This window comes from Lysobacter fragariae, assembly GCF_054779775.1.
In genome coordinates this window covers 116,454-133,436 of record NZ_BAAGXP010000013.1, presented here as the reverse complement: position 1 = coordinate 133,436, position 16,983 = coordinate 116,454, and the positions used below count along the sequence as shown (strand labels likewise).

The following is a 16,983-nucleotide window of genomic DNA, read 5'->3' as shown; positions in this document are numbered from 1 at the left end:
TGCGGGTCAGTGCACCGGCTCGGGTTCGTCGATGAACATCTGCGTTTCCATCCAGGCGTAGGCCGCTTCGCTGCCCGGCTGGTTGAACAGCACCATCAGCACGACCCACTTGAGGTCGTCCAGGTCGAGCTGGTCCTGGTCGAGCGCCATGGCCCGGTCGAGGACCAGTTCGCGCTGGCCGGCGTCGAGGATGCCGTGTTGCTCCAGGAACAGCAGGAAGCCGCGGCATTCCACGTCCAGCTTGTCCAGTTCCGGGCCGAAATAGACGCGGGTGGGCCCGTCCGCACGCGGCGTGGAAGCGCTGGGCCGCTGCGACGCCAGGGCGTCCAGCCATTCGAACGCCTTGTTGATTTCGGCGGGACTGAAGCCGGCCTGGCCGAGTTCGTCGAAGAGGGGGCCGCTGCGGAGCGAATCGTGGTCGCGGACGAGGTCGGCGTCCTCGGTGAAGTAGTGCTCGAACAGGTACAGCAGGACGTCCAGGATGCTCTCTTTCATTTCCCTCGGCCTGCGCCGCAAGCGGCGCGATGGGCGGGTTGGGGCTTACTTTGGGTGCCGCAGGAACCGTGCCACTTTCAGCGCTGTTCACCGACTCCGGTAATAGCGGCCGTGTTGTGTTGCCACGCGGCCGTCAAGCTCCATGAGCAGCAGCATGGAGGACAGTTCGGCGGGCGTCAATCCGGTCCGATCGACCAGCTGATCCATACCTGTTGGGTCATGGCCGAGTGCAGTCCACAACTTGTGGTAGTCCGGGTCGGCTGGTTCGTCCCCGGGTTTAACCCCGGCCAAAACATCCTGAACCGGGTTTGTGACCGCTTCAGGCGTACAGATGGGGCCGCCCAACCGCCGCCGCAAGTCGGCCGCCAACGCCTGGGCCTGCGATGCCAGGGCAGCGGTGACCTCCTGCGGCGTCTCGACCAGGGCGGCGCCGTCGCGGATGAGGCGATGGCAGCCGCGCGCCATCGGGTTGTGGATCGAGCCGGGCAGGGCGAAGACCTCGCGCCCCATCTCGGCAGCCAGCCGGGCGGTGATCAGCGCGCCGGAGCGCTCGGCGGCTTCGATGACCACCGTGCCCAGCGACAGCCCGGCGAGGATGCGGTTGCGGCTGGGGAAGTGTTCCGGTCGCGCGGTGGTGCCCGGCAGGTGCTCGCTGACCACCGCGCCGGCGTGCTGGATGCGCGCATGCAGGTCGGCATTGCCGCGCGGGTAAGCCACGTCCGGACCGGTGCCGAGGACGGCGACGGTCAGGCCACCTTCGATCGCCAGGGTGGCTTCGTGGGCCGCGGTGTCGATTCCCGCAGCTAGGCCACTCACCACGCACAGGCCGGTTGCCGCGATGGCGCGTGCGAATAGCGCGGCGTTGTCGCGCCCGCTTGGCGTAGGGGCGCGACTGCCGACCAGTGCGACCGACGGACGCCACAACACCGACGGGTCGCCGGCGACGAACAGTGCGAGCGGCGCGCCCGGCGTGCGCTTGAGTTGCGGTGGGTAGTCCGGATCAGTCCAGGCGAGCAGGTGGTGGCCGGGTTGCGCCAGCCATTGCCGTGCCTGCGTGAATTGCTGGATGTCGGGTCGTAGCAACGCTGAAACCTGGGCGTCCTTCAGCTCGCAGCCGCGCCATGCCGTGGCGCCCGCTGCCAGCGCGACGGCTGGCGACGCGTGGTGTTCGAGCAAGGCCTTGCGCGGGGCCGTGGCGCCGCCTGCGGCGACAAGGCGCAGGAGGGCATCGATATCGTTGTCGTGCATCGCTGCAGGCTACGGGGCCGGCAGTTGGTGCGAAGCCGGCGAACATCGCACCTGCGCGTAGGACTTTTCCGAACGCGCCCTAGCGCCGCGATGGTGGTTGTTACGGTCGGCTGTCAATGCGCCGAGAGGGACCCTAAAACAGTGACGGCGCCCTGGGGCGCCGTCGTGTATTGCAACTCAATGGACGAATCAGTTCGTCGCGTCGGGATGCTTGGCTTCGTAACCCACGCGGGTCGGCCGTACGCTATCCATCACCAGCGCGTAGCTGACCTTTTCGAAGGTGCGGAACACCATCATGTGGCCCGAGAATTCGTCCGGCAGGCGCACCTTGTTGCCGCTACCTACGGTGTCCTCGCTGCGATCACCGACCACCACGCGGTCGGCGACGTTGCTGCCGACGCGCCAGCTGGAGAACACGGTGCCGTTGTCGATGCCGTCGCGGGAGCCAACCGACAGGGCGACCACGTCGCGCGGGCCGCCGGTGCTGAGCATGTCGGCCACGGCGAGCACCTTGGCCTTGCCGTAAGCGAATTCCTGCTTGGGCGGGTGCGGGATGAACTGCAGGTCGTAGGGCTGCGCTTGGACCGGGATCAGCCGGTCGCCGACGCGCACTTCGCGACCGGTGCTGTCGATTACCAGGGTGCTGGCCTCGTATTGGCCGACTTCGCCGCGACTGACGGTGCCCGTAGCCAGCTGCATCAGCTCATAGCCGAGGAATTCGCCCTTGCCCGCCGGGATCTGATGGTTCCACAGCTGCTCGGTGAACTTGGTGGTGCGGCCGCGGTAGTCCAGGTCCTCGCCCTTGGTAGTGGTCACGTCGCAGCAACGCTTCGGGTTGATCGCGTTGTAGCGCACGGTCGGACGCACGATCGCGTAGCGCTGGCCTGCCTGGGCGTTGGCGAGGCCGCGGATGTAGGCGACCTGGCCCGACACGCTGCGCAGGCGGTCTTCTTCAAGCCCGACCACATAGGGCAGGTCCTCGAAGCTGTCGACCACGCGCAGGTTCTTGAGGAATGGCTCGACCTGCGACAGCGGGATGGCGTTGATCGGTGCATCGTTGCGCGGACCTTCCTGCACCGCGACGCGGTCCAGGTAGGCCAGCGAGATCACGTCACCCGGATAGATCAGGTGCGGATTCTTGATCTGCGGATTGGCTTGCCAGATTTCCGGCCACAGCCACGGTCGCTTGAGGAAGCGGCCGGCGATGTCCCACAGCGTGTCGCCTCGCTTCACCGTGTAGGTGTCGGGGTGGTCGCCGCGCATCTCGGCGGCTACGCCCACGGTAGCGATGGTCAGGAACGCAGCGGTAAGAACCGTGCGGATCGGTTTAAGCATGGCGGCCATGTGTCTGATTCCCCTTGCCAAAGTTTTCCCCACAGGCGCAGGCACTATAGCCCAGAAGATGCGCGCGGATGCAAGCGTTGACCGCGTCTGCCGGGGTTACAATTGCACTGGTGGTCGGCGATGTGACAGTCGCCCCCATTTGAAGGTGGGCGCCAGCACCGTTTCACCGACCCTCTTTGAATATCCCGCGCCGATTGTCTGATTTCACGCAATCTGGCCGCCCAACCGGTCTTCCCCAACAGGTTGTGGCCCATCCAGGCACCGAACCCATGGCATTGCTCCCTATCCTCGAATTCCCCGACCCCCGCCTGCGCACCCAGGCTGCCGCGGTCGATCCGGCCCGGATTGCTGATCCGGCGTTCCAGCAGCTGCTCGACGACATGTTCGAAAGCATGTACGACGCCCCGGGCATCGGCCTCGCCGCCAGCCAGGTGGACGTCCACCAGCGCTTCATGGTGATCGATACCAGCGAAGAGAAGAACGAGCCGCTGGTCTTCATCAACCCGGTCATCACTGCCCGCGACGGCGACCAGGTCTACCAGGAAGGCTGTCTCTCGGTGCCCGGCATCTTTGCCGACGTGACCCGCTCCAACCAGATCACGGTGCAGGCGCTGGACCGTAATGGCCAGCCATTCGAGATGCACGTCGACGGCCTGCTCGCGGTGTGCATCCAGCACGAGATGGATCACCTGGTTGGCAAGCTGTTCGTCGACTATCTCTCGCCGCTCAAGCGCGAGATGGTGCGCAAGAAGCTGGCCAAGCAGCGTCGCGCGGCGGCGGCGTAAGGCGACCGATCACCGGGGCACACGCCGCCGTCGTGTGGTGGCTGGTGAGCGGTCCGATGCGCGACACGTGTTCCCGATTCCGCATTTCGCTGCGCCGTGATGCGCGGCGACTGCTTTCCACGATCCCCCATCCAGGTCGCGCATCCGTCCCATGAGAATAGTGTTCGCAGGCACCCCGGACTTCGCCGTGCCCAGCCTGCGCGCCGCCGCGCAGCGCAATGAAGTCGTCGCCGTCTACACGCAACCTGACCGTCCCGCGGGGCGCGGGCGCGAACTGACGCCTTCGCCGGTCAAGCGCGAGGCGCTGCTGCGCGGCATCGAGGTCGTGCAGCCGGAGAACTTCCGCTCCGCGGTATCGAAGGCGGCGCTGCGCGCGCTGAAGCCCGACGTGATGATCGTGGTCGCCTACGGCCTGATCCTGCCGCAGTCGGTACTCGACATCCCGACCCATGGCTGCTGGAACGTGCATGCCTCGCTGCTGCCGCGCTGGCGCGGCGCGGCACCGATCCAGCGCGCCATCGAAGCGGGCGACCGCGAAAGCGGCGTGTGCCTGATGCAGATGGAAAAGGGCCTGGATACCGGGCCGGTGCTGCTTTCGCAGAAACTCGATGTCGGCGACAACGACACAGGCGGACAGCTTCACGATCGCCTCGCGGCGCTGGGCGCGCAGACGTTGGCGGACGGATTGGGCCTGCTGCGTGCCGGCATCCTGCCCGTTCCCACGCTGCAGCCGAACGCCGGCGTGACCTATGCGCACAAGCTCGACAAGGCCGAAGCACGGCTCGACTGGTCGCAGCCGGCCATCGTGCTCGCCAACAAGGTGCGCGCGTTCAACCCCTGGCCGATGGCCGAGGCCATGGTGTCGGGCGAACGCCTGCGCATCCACGGCGCGGTCGCTCTGCCGCTGGCGCACGACGCCGCGCCCGGCACGGTGCTGCTGGCCGGACGTGAAGGCATCGACATCGCGTGCGGCGAAGGTGCCCTGCGCATCCGCGTACTGCAGCGCGAAGGCGGCAAGGCGATCACGGCGGCGGACTATCTCAATGCGCGCCGTTCATCGTGATGTTCGTCGTAACGCTCGTCGAAGCGCGCGTGGTTGCTTGCAGCCATGAGCGGTAGCCAATCCCGCGTCGTCGCCGCGCACGTGCTCGATGCCGTGTTGCACCGCGGCCGCTCGCTCAAGGCCGAACTCGCCACCGCGTTGCCGCAGTTGCCCGATTCGCGCGACCGCGCCCTGGTCGAGGCGATCTGCTTTGCCGTGCTGCGCCAGCCGTTCCGCTTCGATGCCGCGCTGAAGGCGTGGATGCCCAAGCCGCTGGGCGCGCGCGACAACGAGTTGCGCGCGCTGTTGTTCGCCGGCTTCGCGCAATTGGATCCGCTCGGACTGCCGGCGCACGCCGCGGTGGCCGCGACGGTGGAAGCCGCGCGTGGACTCAACCGCACGCACCAGACCGGACTGGTCAATGCGCTGCTGCGGCGCGCGCAGCGCGATGGACTGCCTGCCGGCGACCCGGCCGCGCACTGGCCCCGCTGGCTGCGCACGCGGCTGCAGCAGGACTGGGGCGACGACCTGGCGGCGATCCTGTCCGCCAGCGCACAGACACCGCCGTTGTGGCTGCGGGTCAATCGCCGGCAGCAGTCGCGCGCGGTGTACCGACAGCGATTGCACGACGCCGGTATCGAAGCCCACGAGGATCCCGCGCTGCCCGATGCCTTGCGCCTGGACGCCAGCATCGCGGTGGCCGCACTGCCGGGCTTTTCCGACGGCGCGGCATCGGTGCAGGACGCCGCTGCGCAGGGCGTCGCCGATGCACTGGTGCCGACGCCGGGTGCGCGCGTGCTCGATGCCTGCGCGGCGCCGGGCGGCAAGGCCGCACACCTGCTCGAACGCGACGCATCGCTGCGACTGACCGCGATCGATGTCGACGCGAAGCGGCTGGATCGCGTGCGCGGCACGTTCGCGCGCCTGCATGTCGGCGAAAGCGCGCGCCTGCTCGCCGCCGACGCCGCGCGGCTCGACTGGTGGGATGGCATTCCATTCGACGCGGTGCTGGTGGATGCGCCGTGCTCGGCCACCGGGATCGTGCGCCGGCAGCCGGACGTCCTGCTGCATCGGCGCGAATCCGACCTGTCCGCGCTGGTCGCCACGCAGGCTGCGCTGCTGGACAACCTGTGGAAGGTGGTCGTGCCCGGTGGCGTGCTGCTGTATGCAACGTGCTCGATCCTCAAGGACGAGAACGAACGGCAGGTCCACGCCTTCCTCGCGCGTACGCCGACGGCGAAGCTGGAGCCGCTGGGTGCGCAGTTCGGCCGCGATACCGGTGCCGGTTCGCAGCGGCTGCCGGGCGAGGGCGGTGGCGACGGATTCTTCTACGCCCGGCTGCGCAAGGCGTCGTAATCCGGCTTGCCATGCCGGTGTCGCTCCGCTGCCCTTCGCGGACAAGCGAGCGATCCGGTCAATTCAGGGTCCGAGCCTCGCGGGAAGGACCTAACGTCTTTCCCTGAAGATGCCGAGTCATTCCCGAAGGATCCAACGTCGTTCCCGAAGGACGCCGAGCCATTCCGGAAGGACCAAAAGTCTCTCCCGAAGGACGCCGAGCCATTCCTGAAGGATCCAAAGTCGTTCCCGAAGGACGCCGACCTTTTCCGGAAGGGCTGAATGTCTTTGCCGAAGGATTCCGAGCCTTTCCGGAAGGGCCAGAAGACTTGTCTGAAAGATTCTCGAGCCTTGCGGAAAGGCAAAAAAGACCCACCCGAGAAGCTCAGAGCCTTTCCGGAAGGGAAAAAAGACTTCCCCGAAAGACCCGGATGCTTGGCGGAATGGCAAAAAGCCTCTTCGACAAGCATCGGGAATGCCGACGCTGCCCAACCAGCGCCCTGACACCCCGCTATCATCCGCGCATGCTGAAAACCAACGCCTCCCGCGACACCTGGCTGTTCTGGATCCTTGCCGTGCTGGTGCTCGGTGCCGGCCTGGGGCTGCGCGATCCCTGGCCCGCCGACGAGCCGCGTTTCGCCCTCGTTGCCAAGCACATGATCGAAAGCGGCGACTGGCTGTTCCCGCATCGCGGCGCGGAGCTCTATTCGGACAAGCCGCCGACCTTCATGTGGCTGCAGGCGGCGGCCTACACCGTGGTCGGCAACTGGCGCGTCGCGTTCCTGCTGCCGTGCCTGCTCGCGGCGCTGGGCACGCTGTGGTGCGTCGTCGACCTGGGCAAGCGGCTGTGGACGCGCCAGATCGGCCTGTACGCCGGCTACGCGCTGCTGTTCACCCTGCACTTCACCTACCAGGCGAAGAAGGCGCAGATCGATCCGGTGGTCGTGTTCTGGATCACGCTGGCCAACTACGGCCTGCTGCGGCACCTGCTGCGCGGGCCTGACTGGAAGATGTGGCTGCTGGGCTGGTTCGCGGCCGGCATCGGCACGATCACCAAGGGGGTCGGCGGACTGGCGCTGGTGATGCTGGTTCCGGCGGCGTTCGCAGCCTGGCGCGGCTGGCCCGGTGTGCGCCTGCCATTGCGCGACTGGCGCGTGCTGCTCGGGCCCGTGGTGCTGGTCGCGGCGATGGCGCTGTGGCTGGTGCCGATGATCACGACCGTGCTGCACCAGACCGACCCGTCCTACCGCGCCTACATGGACGACATCCTGTTCCGCCAGACCGCCGGCCGTTACACGCGATCCTGGGACCATCAGCAGCCAGCCTGGTATCACCTGGGCGTGATGCTGAGCATGTGGCTGCCACTGATGCTGGCGTTGCCCTGGGCGTTGCCGGCGTGGAAGCGGCGCCTGCAGCGGCGCGATCCGCGCTACCTGTTGCCGCTGGTGTGGTGGGCGCTGATCGTGCTGTTCTTCTCGATTCCGCACGGCAAGCGCGATGTCTACATCCTGCCGGCGCTGCCGATGGCTTGCCTCGCATTCGCGCCGTTGCTGCCGGGCATCCTGCGTCGTGCGTGGCCGCGGCGTCTGGCGCTGGGGGTTGCGATCGCCCTGACGCTGGCGACCACCGGCATGGGCCTGGCGATGCTGCTGGGCAATCCCGGCTTCGAGAAGCAGTTCAACGAAGCCCGTGGCCTGGGCGATGCCGCCGCGCCGCTGACCTACCTGCTGCTGGCGATGGGCGGTGGTGGCCTCGGCAGCCTGCTGTGGTTCGGTCGAACGCGCCCGGTCATGGCGATGCTGTCCGCGCTCACCTGCACCTGGATCCTCTACGGTCTGGTCGCCTATCCGCTGCTCAACGATTCCAGTTCAGCGCGCGGCCTGATGACGCAGCTGGACCGGCAGATTGGCGACCACGAACTGGGGCTGGTCGCGTGGAAGGAGCAGAACCTGCTGATGGCGCAGCGGCCGGTAGCGACGTTCGGTTTCGTCGCGCCGTGGGGCGAGCAGCTCAGGCGCGGCCTGGCCTGGCAGGCGCAGGCGCCGCACAAGCGCCTGCTGCTGGTGCAGGAACCGGCGCTGTCGCAATGCATCGATCGCGACAAGGCGACGATCGCCGGTCGTTCCAATCGCCGCGTGTTCTGGCTGGTGCCGGCGGATGCGGTGATTGCCGGCTGCGTGCCGGCCGGCAAGGAACTGGAGAGCGGGACCGACCTCAACTGAGGTTGCGTTGGCGTGGGCGAAGCGCACGTCAGCGGCGAAGCCGGTCAGCTGTCGAAGGCGATTCCGCCGTCACGACACTTGTCCGCCGATCGACGGAGTCGTCATCGGCGTCGAGTCGTCGAATGACGCTTCGCCTACACCGGCCGCCCGTTCTGCAGCAGCCACAGCATGATGGTCTTCTGCCGCACGTAATTGGCGCGCACGTAGGCATAGACGAGCCCGTGCCAGCCGTCGAGGAACCCCAGGCGGAACACGTAACCGCGCCAGAACCGCCACGCCGGCGCCAGCACCAGCTTGGCCAGCGTCGCGCGCTTGCCGCGGGCGAAGTCATGCTCCGCCATCATCCTTGCGTAGCGCTGGGTCTTGCTCAGTTGCTGCTCCAGCGAGCGGTACGGATGGTGGATCAGGTCGCCGCGCAGGGTGGCGACGCTGCCGTCGACGCTGGCGGCTTCATGTACCTCGCGCGTACCGCGCCAACCGCCGCGACGACGGTCGAACAGGCGCAGCACGTGGTCCGGGTAGGCGTTGCCATGGCGCAGGAACTTGCCGAAATACTCCGACAGCCGCGGAAACCGGTAGCCCGCGGCGTCCGCGAAACCACGGCCGCGCCGATCGAGGATCGAAGCCCGCAGGACGTCGCTCACCCGTTCGTCGGCATCCAGGCACAGGACCCAGTCGTGCGTGGCCTGCTCGATGGCGAACTGCTTCTGGCTGCGGAAGCCGTCAAAGGTGCGTTCCAGGACCCGTGCGCCGGCCGCCGCGGCGATCTCCCGGGTAGCATCGGTGGAGTGCGAGTCCACGACGACGATCTCGTCACAGAAAGCCAGCGACGCGAGGCAGTCGCCGATGCGGTCGGCCTCGTTGAACGCGATAATGACCGCTGAGATCGGTTGCGCCTTTTGTGGGCGGACCGACACCGGTGAAGGGGACTGGGAAGCAGTAATGGCGGATTACCTGTTGTTCGCGACCGAGCGCTACGCGCTGCCCATCCTGCAACCGCTGGCGGAGGCACTGCAAGCCAAGGGTCATCGGGTGCATGCGCTGTTCGTCGATGGCGCCGCGGGATTGCGCCTGCCCGAGCCGGTGAACATGGTCAACGTGCGCCAGGCGGTGGCAGCCCAGCCGCGTGCGGTGTTCAGCGCCGCCAACTGGGTGCCGACCTTCATCAGTGGTACCAAGGTGCAGGTGTTTCACGGTTTCAACGTCGAGAAGCGCGGCGACCAGCGCGGTCACTTCCGCCTGCGCGGCATGTTCGACCTGTACTGCACGCAGGGCCCGGCCACCACGCAACCGTTCCAGGCGCTGGCGCAGAAGTACGGCTACTTCAAGGTGGTCGAAACCGGTTGGCCCAAGCTCGATCCGCTGTTCCGTCCGGACGATGGCGCCGCCGAAGCGTTGCGTGCGCCTGCGCGCGGTCGCCCCATCGTGTTGTTCGCATCGACCTTCACCGAGCGCCTGAGCGCCGCGCCGCACCTGTTCGACGCGATCGCCGCGGACATCGCGCACGGCGAGCGTTACTGGCTGCTCACCCTGCATCCGAAGTGCCCGCCGGCGCTGGTCGAACGCTATCGCAGCCTCGCGGGCGACAACGCGGCGTTCGTCGAAACCGAACAGCTCGTCACCGCGGAACGTGCGGCCGACGTGCTGGTGGCCGACACGACGTCGGTGGTGTCCGAGTTCGTCGTCCAGTGCAAGCCGGTGGTGACGTTCCGCAATCGCGCACCGAAGCCGCACATGCTGGATTTCGACGATCCCGCGCGCCTGCCGGAGATGCTGGCGCAGGCGTTCGCGCCCAGCGATGCGTTGCGCGCGGAACTGGCGGCGTATGCCGATGCCATCCATCCATTGCGCGATGGCAACGCGTCCTACCGCGTGCTCGCCGCGGCGCAGGCGCTGGTGCAGGGAAGGTTGGGACGACTGCGCCGGCAGCCTTTCATGACCAGGCTGCGCGGCCTGCAGATCCGCAAGTCGCTGGGTTACTGGCGGCTTTGGTAGGAGCGGTCTGGTATGGCGGGTCTTGACCCGCCATCGCGAATGCCGAATCGCCGGCGGTTCGCGACACCATCCGTCGCGGAGGGGTGGCGTTCGCGGCGCGCCGACGGCGGGTCAAGACCCGCCCTACGCAGCCAACAGGACAATCATCGTCACCAGTGCAGCGGTCGCCGCGCCAGCGTGCGGGCCAGCCGTTCGTGCAGCCTGCGTGCTTGTTCCTCCGGCAGGAAACGGATCCGCAGCGGTGGGGCCATCGGATTGGCGCCGGCGGTGTCCAGCCATAACGTGGCCGTGCCGCAGCGACGATCGACCGGATTGCGCGTCAGCTGCAGCGTCTGCAGCTTGTCGATTTCAGCGAAGCGCCAATGGCGACGCAGCCAGCCTTCGCGCACGCCGACCAGGCGCGCATCGTGCACGTAGGCCGCGTGCGCGAGGCGGTGCCTGGCCTTGAACGCGGCCCACGGGAGCCACAGGAGCAACGCCAGCGGGTACGCGCCCAGTTCCAGTTGCCACGACAGCAGCGGCACGGCGACCACTACCGCAGCGGTTTCGAACAGCATCAGCCGCCACCACTGGCGCTGCGGCAGCGACTGCCACGCCAGCTGCGACCAGCCCGAGCGCGGCAACAGGTGTTCGATCAGCGCATCGCAGGTGGCCGGCGATGCGACCGGCGCGATGTCGTGCAGCGCGCGGCGTTGGTCATTCCGGCCGTGTCCGGCGCCGGCCGTGTCCACTTCGAGCGTGCGCCGGCGCAGCAGGCGATGCATCAGGCCTTCGTGCAGCGTCCATGCCTGGATGCGCCGTCGTGGCGAGGTGGTGCGCCAGCGCCCGAGCAGGCCGCGCTCGACGGTGAGGCGCCGGCCTTCTTCGTTGAGTACGAAGCCGTGGTACTGCAGCAATGCCAGCAGCATCGAGAACACGCGCAGCAGTGCCATCACGGTGCCGACGACCAGCAGTCCGGCCAGCGCGTACTGGATCGCGCCGAAGTGCTGCTGCGTGCTGTAGCCGTTGAACTTCTCCACCCACTGCTGCAGGAAGTCCTGCACCAGGCGCGACGCCAGCTTGTCGCCACCGAACTGCCAGGTGCCGGCAACACCCGCCGCCGCAACGACCAGGCCGCGGTTCGATACCAGGCCCTGGCGCAGGACTTCGCTGGTCGGAAGCTGCAGCAACACCTGGACGGCGGGTGCCTGTTCCGCCGCCGCGGTATCGGCGGTGCTGGCGCGTCCGCGCCGGCGCACCAGGGCATCCAGCGCCAGCGCATCGCTGAGCTTGAGCACGCGCATCTCGGCTTCGGGTTTTTCGCCGCCGGCCGATTCCAGCCGCACTTCGGCCACGCCGAACAAGCGGTGCAGCGCCGACTGCTGAAGCGCCACGTTGTGGATGCGCGCGAAGGGAATCACCCGCAGGCTGCGCTCCAGCAGTCCGCTTCGCACCACCAGCGTTTCGTCCACCACGCCGTAGTGGTAGGTGTAGTAGCGCCACACCGACAGCAACGCGAGCGCGCCGACGCCGATCAACGGCCACAGCTCGTTGCGGTCGCCGCCGAAGAAGAACGCAGCGACCAGCGGCAGGATGAACTGCTTGAGCTGCTGCAGCAGCACGAACAACCACGACATCGGGTGCAGGCGCTGGTTGGCTTGGCTGGCTTCCGTCATCCCGCGTGTCCCCTGTCATTGCGAGCCTGGTTCGCGATCGCTGCGGTGTTGGTCATTGCGTTGGATCCGCCGCCGTCGCGGCTGCATTCGCGTTCATGGCGCCGTGCCGGCACGTCACGCTTCGTCGTCGTGGTCGATCTGTCGCCCGAGGACATCGCGCAATCGTTGCGCGTCGTCCGCATCCAGGTGCGGCAGCGTGACCGCGCTGTTGCGCGTGCCGGCGGTATGCACGACGAGCGTGGCGAGGTCGCGCCGGCGTTGCCACGGGCCGCGCTTGAGGTCCAGGTGCTGCACGCGCGTGGCGGGGACGCGGACTTCGCGCTGGAACATCCGTCCGCGCCGGATCGCCAGGCCATCGCCGTCCAGCCGCCAGGCGATGTGCCGGAACTGCCGGTTGCCGATCCAGAAGCCCAGCGCGGCACCGAGCATCGCCCCGAAGACCGCGCCGAGTACCGGCGTGCCATCGAGCAGGCGGAAGGCGACGAAGCCCAGCGCGCTCGCCGGCACGAGCAGGGGAAAGGCGCGACTGGCGGCGAAGAGGTCGCGGGCGCGCGCCGGCAGCGGGTGCCAGTCGTCGCTGGCCAGGTAGGGGAGGGTGGAGTCACTCATGGCGTCAGCGGATGCCCTCGTAGGGGTTGTCGTCCCAGCTGCGCGAAGGCTGGTGGGTGTAGCGCTTGTAGGTCCACTGGTACTGCGCCAGGTCGCGTCGGGCGATGTGTTCCAGCGCGGTGTTGAGCGCGGCCACGGCGATTTTCGGATCGGCGTCGCCGATGCCCTGCGGTGCGGGTTCGATGTGCAGGGCGAAGCCGGGTGCGCCGGCTTCGCCACCAATGCGCTCGCAGTACGCGAACACCACGGCCGCGCCGCTGCGCTGGGCAAGCCGGCCGATCAGGGTCATGGTCAGCGCGGGCACGCCGAAGAACGGCGCGAACTCGCCCTCGCCCTGCTTGGGCTGCTGGTCCGGCAGGATCCCGACCACGCCGCCGTCCTTGAGCAGCTTGAAGAGCTGGCGCACGCCCGGGCCTTCCGCGCGCACCTGGGTGACGCGCTGCGCGCTGGCGTCGTCCGCGCGCACGCGGCGCAGGAAGGCGTCGCCGACCTTCGATTCCGGTGGCGCGTACAGAATCGCCAGCGGCGTGTGGTGTGCGAGCCACTGGTTCAGCAGCTCCCAATTGCCGTAGTGCGGTGCGGCCACGATCACGCCACGGCCGGCGCGGATCGCCGCGTCGAACGCGTCGATACCGTGTTCCTCGCGGATCAGGGCGAGGTTCTGTTGGTGCGGCCGGGTCCACAGGCGCAGGGTCTCGATCGCCTGGCGCGCGGTCGTGCGCAGGATGCGGCGGTGCTGCTCCTCGCGCTGCGCCGGGGTGGCATTGGGCTGGATCAGCTCGAGGTTGCGCCACGCCACCCGCGACTCGCGCGTGTTCCGCCGCAACATCAGCGCGGCGATGCCGTCCGCCAGGCGCAGCAGCCAGGACCAGGGCAGGCGGGAAAGCAGGGCGGCAAGGAAATAGAGGAGGCGGGCGATCAACTCGGGCATGCATCGAGTGTAGCGGGCGTTCAAATTAAGCTGCGGACCTCCCCGTTGATCTTGAACACGCCATGCTCGCCCTCATCCAACGCGTCACCCAGGCCCGCGTCACCATCGATGGCGAAACCGCCGGCGCCATCGGTCCGGGCCTGCTGGCGCTGGTCGGGGTCGAGCCTGGCGACGGCGAAGCCCAGGTCCAGCGGATGGCCGAGCGGTTGCTGGGCTACCGCGTCTTCGCCGATGCGCAGGGTCGGATGAATCTCGGTCTGGCCGACACCGGCGGCGGCTTGTTGCTGGTCAGTCAATTCACCCTGGCGGCCGACACCAGCAGCGGCATGCGCCCCGGGTTCTCCACCGCCGCGCCGCCCGGGGAGGCTGAACCCGTATTCAACCGCTTGCTGGAAACGTGCCGCCAAAAGCACGCCCCGGGGGTGGAAACCGGGCGGTTCGGTGCCCATATGGTCATCAGCCTGGTCAACGACGGGCCGGTGACCTTCCTGCTGAAAGCGTAGGGCGGGCCCGGATCCGCCGGCGGGCGGGGCGAATCCAATCGCCTCCGCCCCGCATCTGTTGGACAGGCGCTTTGCTTCAGGCAGCGCCAGCAACCGCTGGTATAATGCTTGGTTCCCTAAGTCCCCACCCGGTGTCCAGTCCATGGCCAACGAACGTCCGGCTCCCCAGTCCGACATCAAGCAGCTCATCAGCAAGGGCCTGGAGCAGGGCTACCTGACCTATGCCGAGGTCAACGATCACCTGCCCGACGATCTCGTCGACGCGGAACAGATCGAAGACATCATCGGCATGATCAACGGCATGGGCATCGAGGTGCACGAAGTCGCACCCGACGCCGAAACCCTGTTGCTCGCCGGCGAAGCCGCCAGCGGCCGCGAAGTCGATGACACCGCGGCCGAAGAAGCCGCCGCCGCGCTGACCTCGCTCGATGGCGAAGGCGGCCGCACCACCGACCCCGTGCGCATGTACATGCGCGAGATGGGTACGGTCGAGCTGCTGACCCGCGAAGGCGAAATCGCCATCGCCAAGCGCATCGAGGAAGGCCTGAACCAGATGCAGGCCGCGCTGGCCTCGTTCCCGGGCACCATCGCGCACATCCTCAACGATTACGAAACCCACAAGACCGGCAAGAAGCGCCTGGCCGAAATCGTTGTTGGCTTCCTCGACGCCGAACCCGAGCCCGAGCCGGTGCCGGTTGTTGCGGCTGAAGTCGATGCCGACGAGGAAGACGAAGACGTCGAAGTCGCCGGTGCCGATGACGAAGCCGAGGAAGCGGGCCCGACCGGTCCGGATCCGATCGAAGTCGCTGATCGCATGGGCAAGATCGCCGAGGCCTACGGCCGCTTCGAGAAGTCCTACGCCAAGCACGGTCCGACCCACAAGGCGACGCTCAAGGCGCGCGAGGACATGGCGGAAGTCTTCGTCACCCTCAAGTTGCCGCTGGGCCTGACCGACACGCTGGTCCGCAACCTGCGCGAAGTCGTCAACGGCGTGAAGGACCACGAGCGCCGCATCCTCGACCTGTCCACCCGCGTCGCCAAGATGCCGCGCAAGGATTTCATCCGCGCGTGGGAAGGCAACCAGACCAACCTGGGCTGGGTCGACGACGTGCTCAAGCGCAAGCAGAAGTGGTCGTCGGGCCTGCGTGACGTCAAGGACCAGATCGTTTCCGAGCAGGAAGCGACCATCGCCATCGAGCAGTCCAGCTTCCTGACCCTGGCCGACATCAAGGAAATCAGCCGCGCGATGGCCTATGGCGAAGCCAAGGCACGCAAGGCGAAGAAGGAAATGGTCGAGGCCAACCTGCGCCTCGTCATCTCCATCGCCAAGAAGTACACCAACCGCGGCCTGCAGTTCCTCGACCTGATCCAGGAAGGCAACATCGGCCTGATGAAGGCCGTCGACAAGTTCGAATACCGCCGCGGCTACAAGTTCTCGACCTATGCGACCTGGTGGATCCGCCAGGCGATCACCCGCTCGATCGCCGACCAGGCGCGCACCATCCGCATCCCGGTGCACATGATCGAGACGATCAACAAGCTCAACCGCATTTCCCGCCAGATGCTCCAGCAGTACGGCCGCGAGGCCACGCCGGAGGAGCTGGCCAAGGAAATGGACATGCCGGAAGACAAGATCCGCAAGGTCATGAAGATCGCGAAGGAACCGATCTCCATGGAGACGCCGATCGGCGACGACGAGGATTCGCACCTGGGCGACTTCATCGAGGACACCAATGTGGAGTCCCCGGTGGATGCGACGACCAACATCAACCTCTCGGAAACAGTGCGCGACGTGCTCGCCGGACTGACTCCGCGCGAGGCGAAGGTGCTGCGCATGCGCTTCGGTATCGACATGAACACCGACCACACGCTGGAAGAAGTCGGCAAGCAGTTCGACGTCACCCGCGAGCGCATCCGCCAGATCGAAGCCAAGGCGCTGCGCAAGCTGCGTCACCCGTCGCGTTCGGAACAGCTGCGTTCGTTCCTCGACATCGACTGATCCGCGGCAATCGGATCGAAAACACGAAGCCCCGCCTTGAGCGGGGCTTCTGTTTTTGTGGCGTTGGTAGGGCGGGTTTTAACCCGCCATCGGATTGCCGGCGGGTTAAAACCCGCCCTACGCTCAGCCGACGTTGTAGAAGAACTGCTCATGCACGATCTTCCCGTCGCGCACCTTGTACACGCAGATCTCTTCCATCGGCGCGCGGCCCATGTCCTTGTAAGTGGCGTCGATGCCCATGGCGAGGCTGAACCAGTCGCCGGCTACCACCGGATCGCCGACGCTGCCGCCGTGGACCTCGACGATGTTCTCGCCCCACTTGCGTCCTTTTTCCCGGATCTCGTCCATGCCGCTGGCGTTGCCGAGTGCACCCACTGGCAATCCGGGCATCTCGATGCTCACGGCGTCGTCGGCATACAGCTCCGTCTGGGCCTGCTCGTATTTGCCCTGGCGGCACAGCTCAACCAGGCGGGCGGCGACTTGCTGGGTGTTCATGCGCATTCTCCTTGATGGGAAGCCCAGCTTGCGCCTTTGCTGCTGACAACGTGGTGGCAGTGGCTGGCGGCAGCACGGTAGCCCTGCAACCCTGCAACCCTGTTGGGCGCTCACGTGGACCGTTAAGATGCGCGCTCGGGCCTATAGCTCAATGGTTAGAGCAGAGGACTCATAATCCTTTGGTTCCAGGTTCGAGTCCTGGTGGGCCCACCAAGAAAGTCATCCACTTTTGCGTCCCGTTTGTCTGATCGGCGGTCGTCGCCATGAACCCGCAACTCGCAGGGTTTCCTGTTCGCTATCGTCCTGACTGTTCATTGGGTCCGAA

General features: G+C 67.1%; 15 protein-coding genes and 1 tRNA gene. 8 read left to right on the top strand and 8 right to left on the bottom strand.

Annotation, left to right across the window (positions count from 1 at the left end; genetic code table 11):
- Positions 1-6: 6 nt before the first annotated feature.
- From ACYVD7_RS14080 to ACYVD7_RS14070, 3 genes are all read right to left on the bottom strand, one after another.
- Positions 7-495, bottom strand: a complete 489-nt coding sequence (locus ACYVD7_RS14080; protein ID WP_460764459.1) for a DUF494 family protein — start codon at positions 493-495, stop codon at positions 7-9.
- Between the two features lie 87 nt (positions 496-582).
- Complete coding sequence (gene dprA, locus ACYVD7_RS14075) at positions 583-1,743, bottom strand: DNA-processing protein DprA (RefSeq protein WP_460764457.1); 1,161 nt, start codon at positions 1,741-1,743, stop codon at positions 583-585.
- Between the two features lie 189 nt (positions 1,744-1,932).
- On the bottom strand, positions 1,933-3,078 hold the full coding sequence (locus tag ACYVD7_RS14070) for a LysM peptidoglycan-binding domain-containing protein (RefSeq protein WP_460764545.1): 1,146 nt from the start codon (positions 3,076-3,078) through the stop codon (positions 1,933-1,935).
- Between the two features lie 278 nt (positions 3,079-3,356).
- On the opposite strand from ACYVD7_RS14070, the gene def reads away from it, so the two are divergent.
- The 4 genes from def to ACYVD7_RS14050 all read left to right on the top strand — a co-directional run bounded on the left by def (position 3,357) and on the right by ACYVD7_RS14050 (position 8,471).
- Positions 3,357-3,872, top strand: coding sequence for a peptide deformylase (gene def / locus ACYVD7_RS14065; protein WP_460764455.1), 516 nt, complete (start codon positions 3,357-3,359; stop codon positions 3,870-3,872).
- A gap of 151 nt (positions 3,873-4,023) precedes the next feature.
- A complete protein-coding gene (gene fmt / locus ACYVD7_RS14060) occupies positions 4,024-4,935 on the top strand; it encodes a methionyl-tRNA formyltransferase (protein WP_460764453.1) in 912 nt (303 codons plus the stop codon).
- 45 nt (positions 4,936-4,980) lie between these two features.
- Positions 4,981-6,270, top strand: coding sequence for a 16S rRNA (cytosine(967)-C(5))-methyltransferase RsmB (gene rsmB / locus ACYVD7_RS14055; RefSeq protein WP_460764451.1), 1,290 nt, complete (start codon positions 4,981-4,983; stop codon positions 6,268-6,270).
- Between the two features lie 503 nt (positions 6,271-6,773).
- The gene (locus ACYVD7_RS14050; protein ID WP_460764449.1) at positions 6,774-8,471 is read left to right on the top strand and encodes an ArnT family glycosyltransferase; all 1,698 of its coding nucleotides are present in this window, start codon (positions 6,774-6,776) and stop codon (positions 8,469-8,471) included.
- A 134-nt stretch (positions 8,472-8,605) separates the two neighbouring features.
- Here ACYVD7_RS14050 and ACYVD7_RS14045 read toward each other — a convergent pair whose 3' ends face one another.
- A complete protein-coding gene (locus tag ACYVD7_RS14045; RefSeq protein ID WP_460764447.1) occupies positions 8,606-9,388 on the bottom strand; it encodes a glycosyltransferase family 2 protein in 783 nt (260 codons plus the stop codon).
- Positions 9,389-9,413: 25 nt separating this feature from the next.
- Between ACYVD7_RS14045 and ACYVD7_RS14040 the strand changes: the two genes are divergently transcribed.
- Positions 9,414-10,466 (top strand): CDP-glycerol glycerophosphotransferase family protein, encoded by a 1,053-nt coding sequence (locus ACYVD7_RS14040; protein WP_460764445.1) that lies wholly within the window; start codon positions 9,414-9,416, stop codon positions 10,464-10,466.
- A 149-nt stretch (positions 10,467-10,615) separates the two neighbouring features.
- Here the strand turns inward: ACYVD7_RS14040 and ACYVD7_RS14035 are convergent, their stop codons facing one another.
- The 3 genes from ACYVD7_RS14035 to ACYVD7_RS14025 all read right to left on the bottom strand — a co-directional run bounded on the left by ACYVD7_RS14035 (position 10,616) and on the right by ACYVD7_RS14025 (position 13,661).
- Entirely contained in the window at positions 10,616-12,121 is a 1,506-nt protein-coding gene (locus tag ACYVD7_RS14035) for a PH domain-containing protein (protein ID WP_460764443.1), read from the bottom strand.
- Positions 12,122-12,235: 114 nt separating this feature from the next.
- Complete coding sequence (locus tag ACYVD7_RS14030) at positions 12,236-12,730, bottom strand: PH domain-containing protein (protein WP_460764441.1); 495 nt, start codon at positions 12,728-12,730, stop codon at positions 12,236-12,238.
- A 4-nt stretch (positions 12,731-12,734) separates the two neighbouring features.
- Positions 12,735-13,661, bottom strand: a complete 927-nt coding sequence (locus ACYVD7_RS14025) for a lauroyl acyltransferase (protein WP_460764439.1) — start codon at positions 13,659-13,661, stop codon at positions 12,735-12,737.
- A gap of 62 nt (positions 13,662-13,723) precedes the next feature.
- Here ACYVD7_RS14025 and dtd point away from each other — a divergent pair, with 62 nt between their 5' ends.
- Both dtd and rpoD read left to right on the top strand, forming a co-directional pair.
- The gene (gene dtd, locus ACYVD7_RS14020) at positions 13,724-14,164 is read left to right on the top strand and encodes a D-aminoacyl-tRNA deacylase (protein ID WP_460764437.1); all 441 of its coding nucleotides are present in this window, start codon (positions 13,724-13,726) and stop codon (positions 14,162-14,164) included.
- A 142-nt stretch (positions 14,165-14,306) separates the two neighbouring features.
- Entirely contained in the window at positions 14,307-16,163 is a 1,857-nt protein-coding gene (rpoD, locus tag ACYVD7_RS14015) for an RNA polymerase sigma factor RpoD (protein ID WP_460764435.1), read from the top strand.
- A gap of 123 nt (positions 16,164-16,286) precedes the next feature.
- Here rpoD and ACYVD7_RS14010 read toward each other — a convergent pair whose 3' ends face one another.
- A complete protein-coding gene (locus tag ACYVD7_RS14010) occupies positions 16,287-16,658 on the bottom strand; it encodes a SnoaL-like domain-containing protein (protein WP_460764433.1) in 372 nt (123 codons plus the stop codon).
- Between the two features lie 137 nt (positions 16,659-16,795).
- On the opposite strand from ACYVD7_RS14010, the gene ACYVD7_RS14005 reads away from it, so the two are divergent.
- Positions 16,796-16,871: transfer RNA gene (locus tag ACYVD7_RS14005), tRNA-Ile, on the top strand.
- Positions 16,872-16,983: the final 112 nt, after the last annotated feature.

Coding starts and splice junctions, on each gene's coding strand:
- ACYVD7_RS14080 (WP_460764459.1), bottom strand. CDS start 495: ATGAAAGAGAGCATCCTGGACGTCCTGCTGTACCTGTTCGAGCACTAC.
- dprA (WP_460764457.1), bottom strand. CDS start 1,743: ATGCACGACAACGATATCGATGCCCTCCTGCGCCTTGTCGCCGCAGGC.
- ACYVD7_RS14070 (WP_460764545.1), bottom strand. CDS start 3,078: ATGCTTAAACCGATCCGCACGGTTCTTACCGCTGCGTTCCTGACCATC.
- def (WP_460764455.1), top strand. CDS start 3,357: ATGGCATTGCTCCCTATCCTCGAATTCCCCGACCCCCGCCTGCGCACC.
- fmt (WP_460764453.1), top strand. CDS start 4,024: ATGAGAATAGTGTTCGCAGGCACCCCGGACTTCGCCGTGCCCAGCCTG.
- rsmB (WP_460764451.1), top strand. CDS start 4,981: ATGAGCGGTAGCCAATCCCGCGTCGTCGCCGCGCACGTGCTCGATGCC.
- ACYVD7_RS14050 (WP_460764449.1), top strand. CDS start 6,774: ATGCTGAAAACCAACGCCTCCCGCGACACCTGGCTGTTCTGGATCCTT.
- ACYVD7_RS14040 (WP_460764445.1), top strand. CDS start 9,414: ATGGCGGATTACCTGTTGTTCGCGACCGAGCGCTACGCGCTGCCCATC.
- ACYVD7_RS14035 (WP_460764443.1), bottom strand. CDS start 12,121: ATGACGGAAGCCAGCCAAGCCAACCAGCGCCTGCACCCGATGTCGTGG.
- ACYVD7_RS14030 (WP_460764441.1), bottom strand. CDS start 12,730: ATGAGTGACTCCACCCTCCCCTACCTGGCCAGCGACGACTGGCACCCG.
- ACYVD7_RS14025 (WP_460764439.1), bottom strand. CDS start 13,661: ATGCCCGAGTTGATCGCCCGCCTCCTCTATTTCCTTGCCGCCCTGCTT.
- dtd (WP_460764437.1), top strand. CDS start 13,724: ATGCTCGCCCTCATCCAACGCGTCACCCAGGCCCGCGTCACCATCGAT.
- rpoD (WP_460764435.1), top strand. CDS start 14,307: ATGGCCAACGAACGTCCGGCTCCCCAGTCCGACATCAAGCAGCTCATC.
- ACYVD7_RS14010 (WP_460764433.1), bottom strand. CDS start 16,658: ATGAACACCCAGCAAGTCGCCGCCCGCCTGGTTGAGCTGTGCCGCCAG.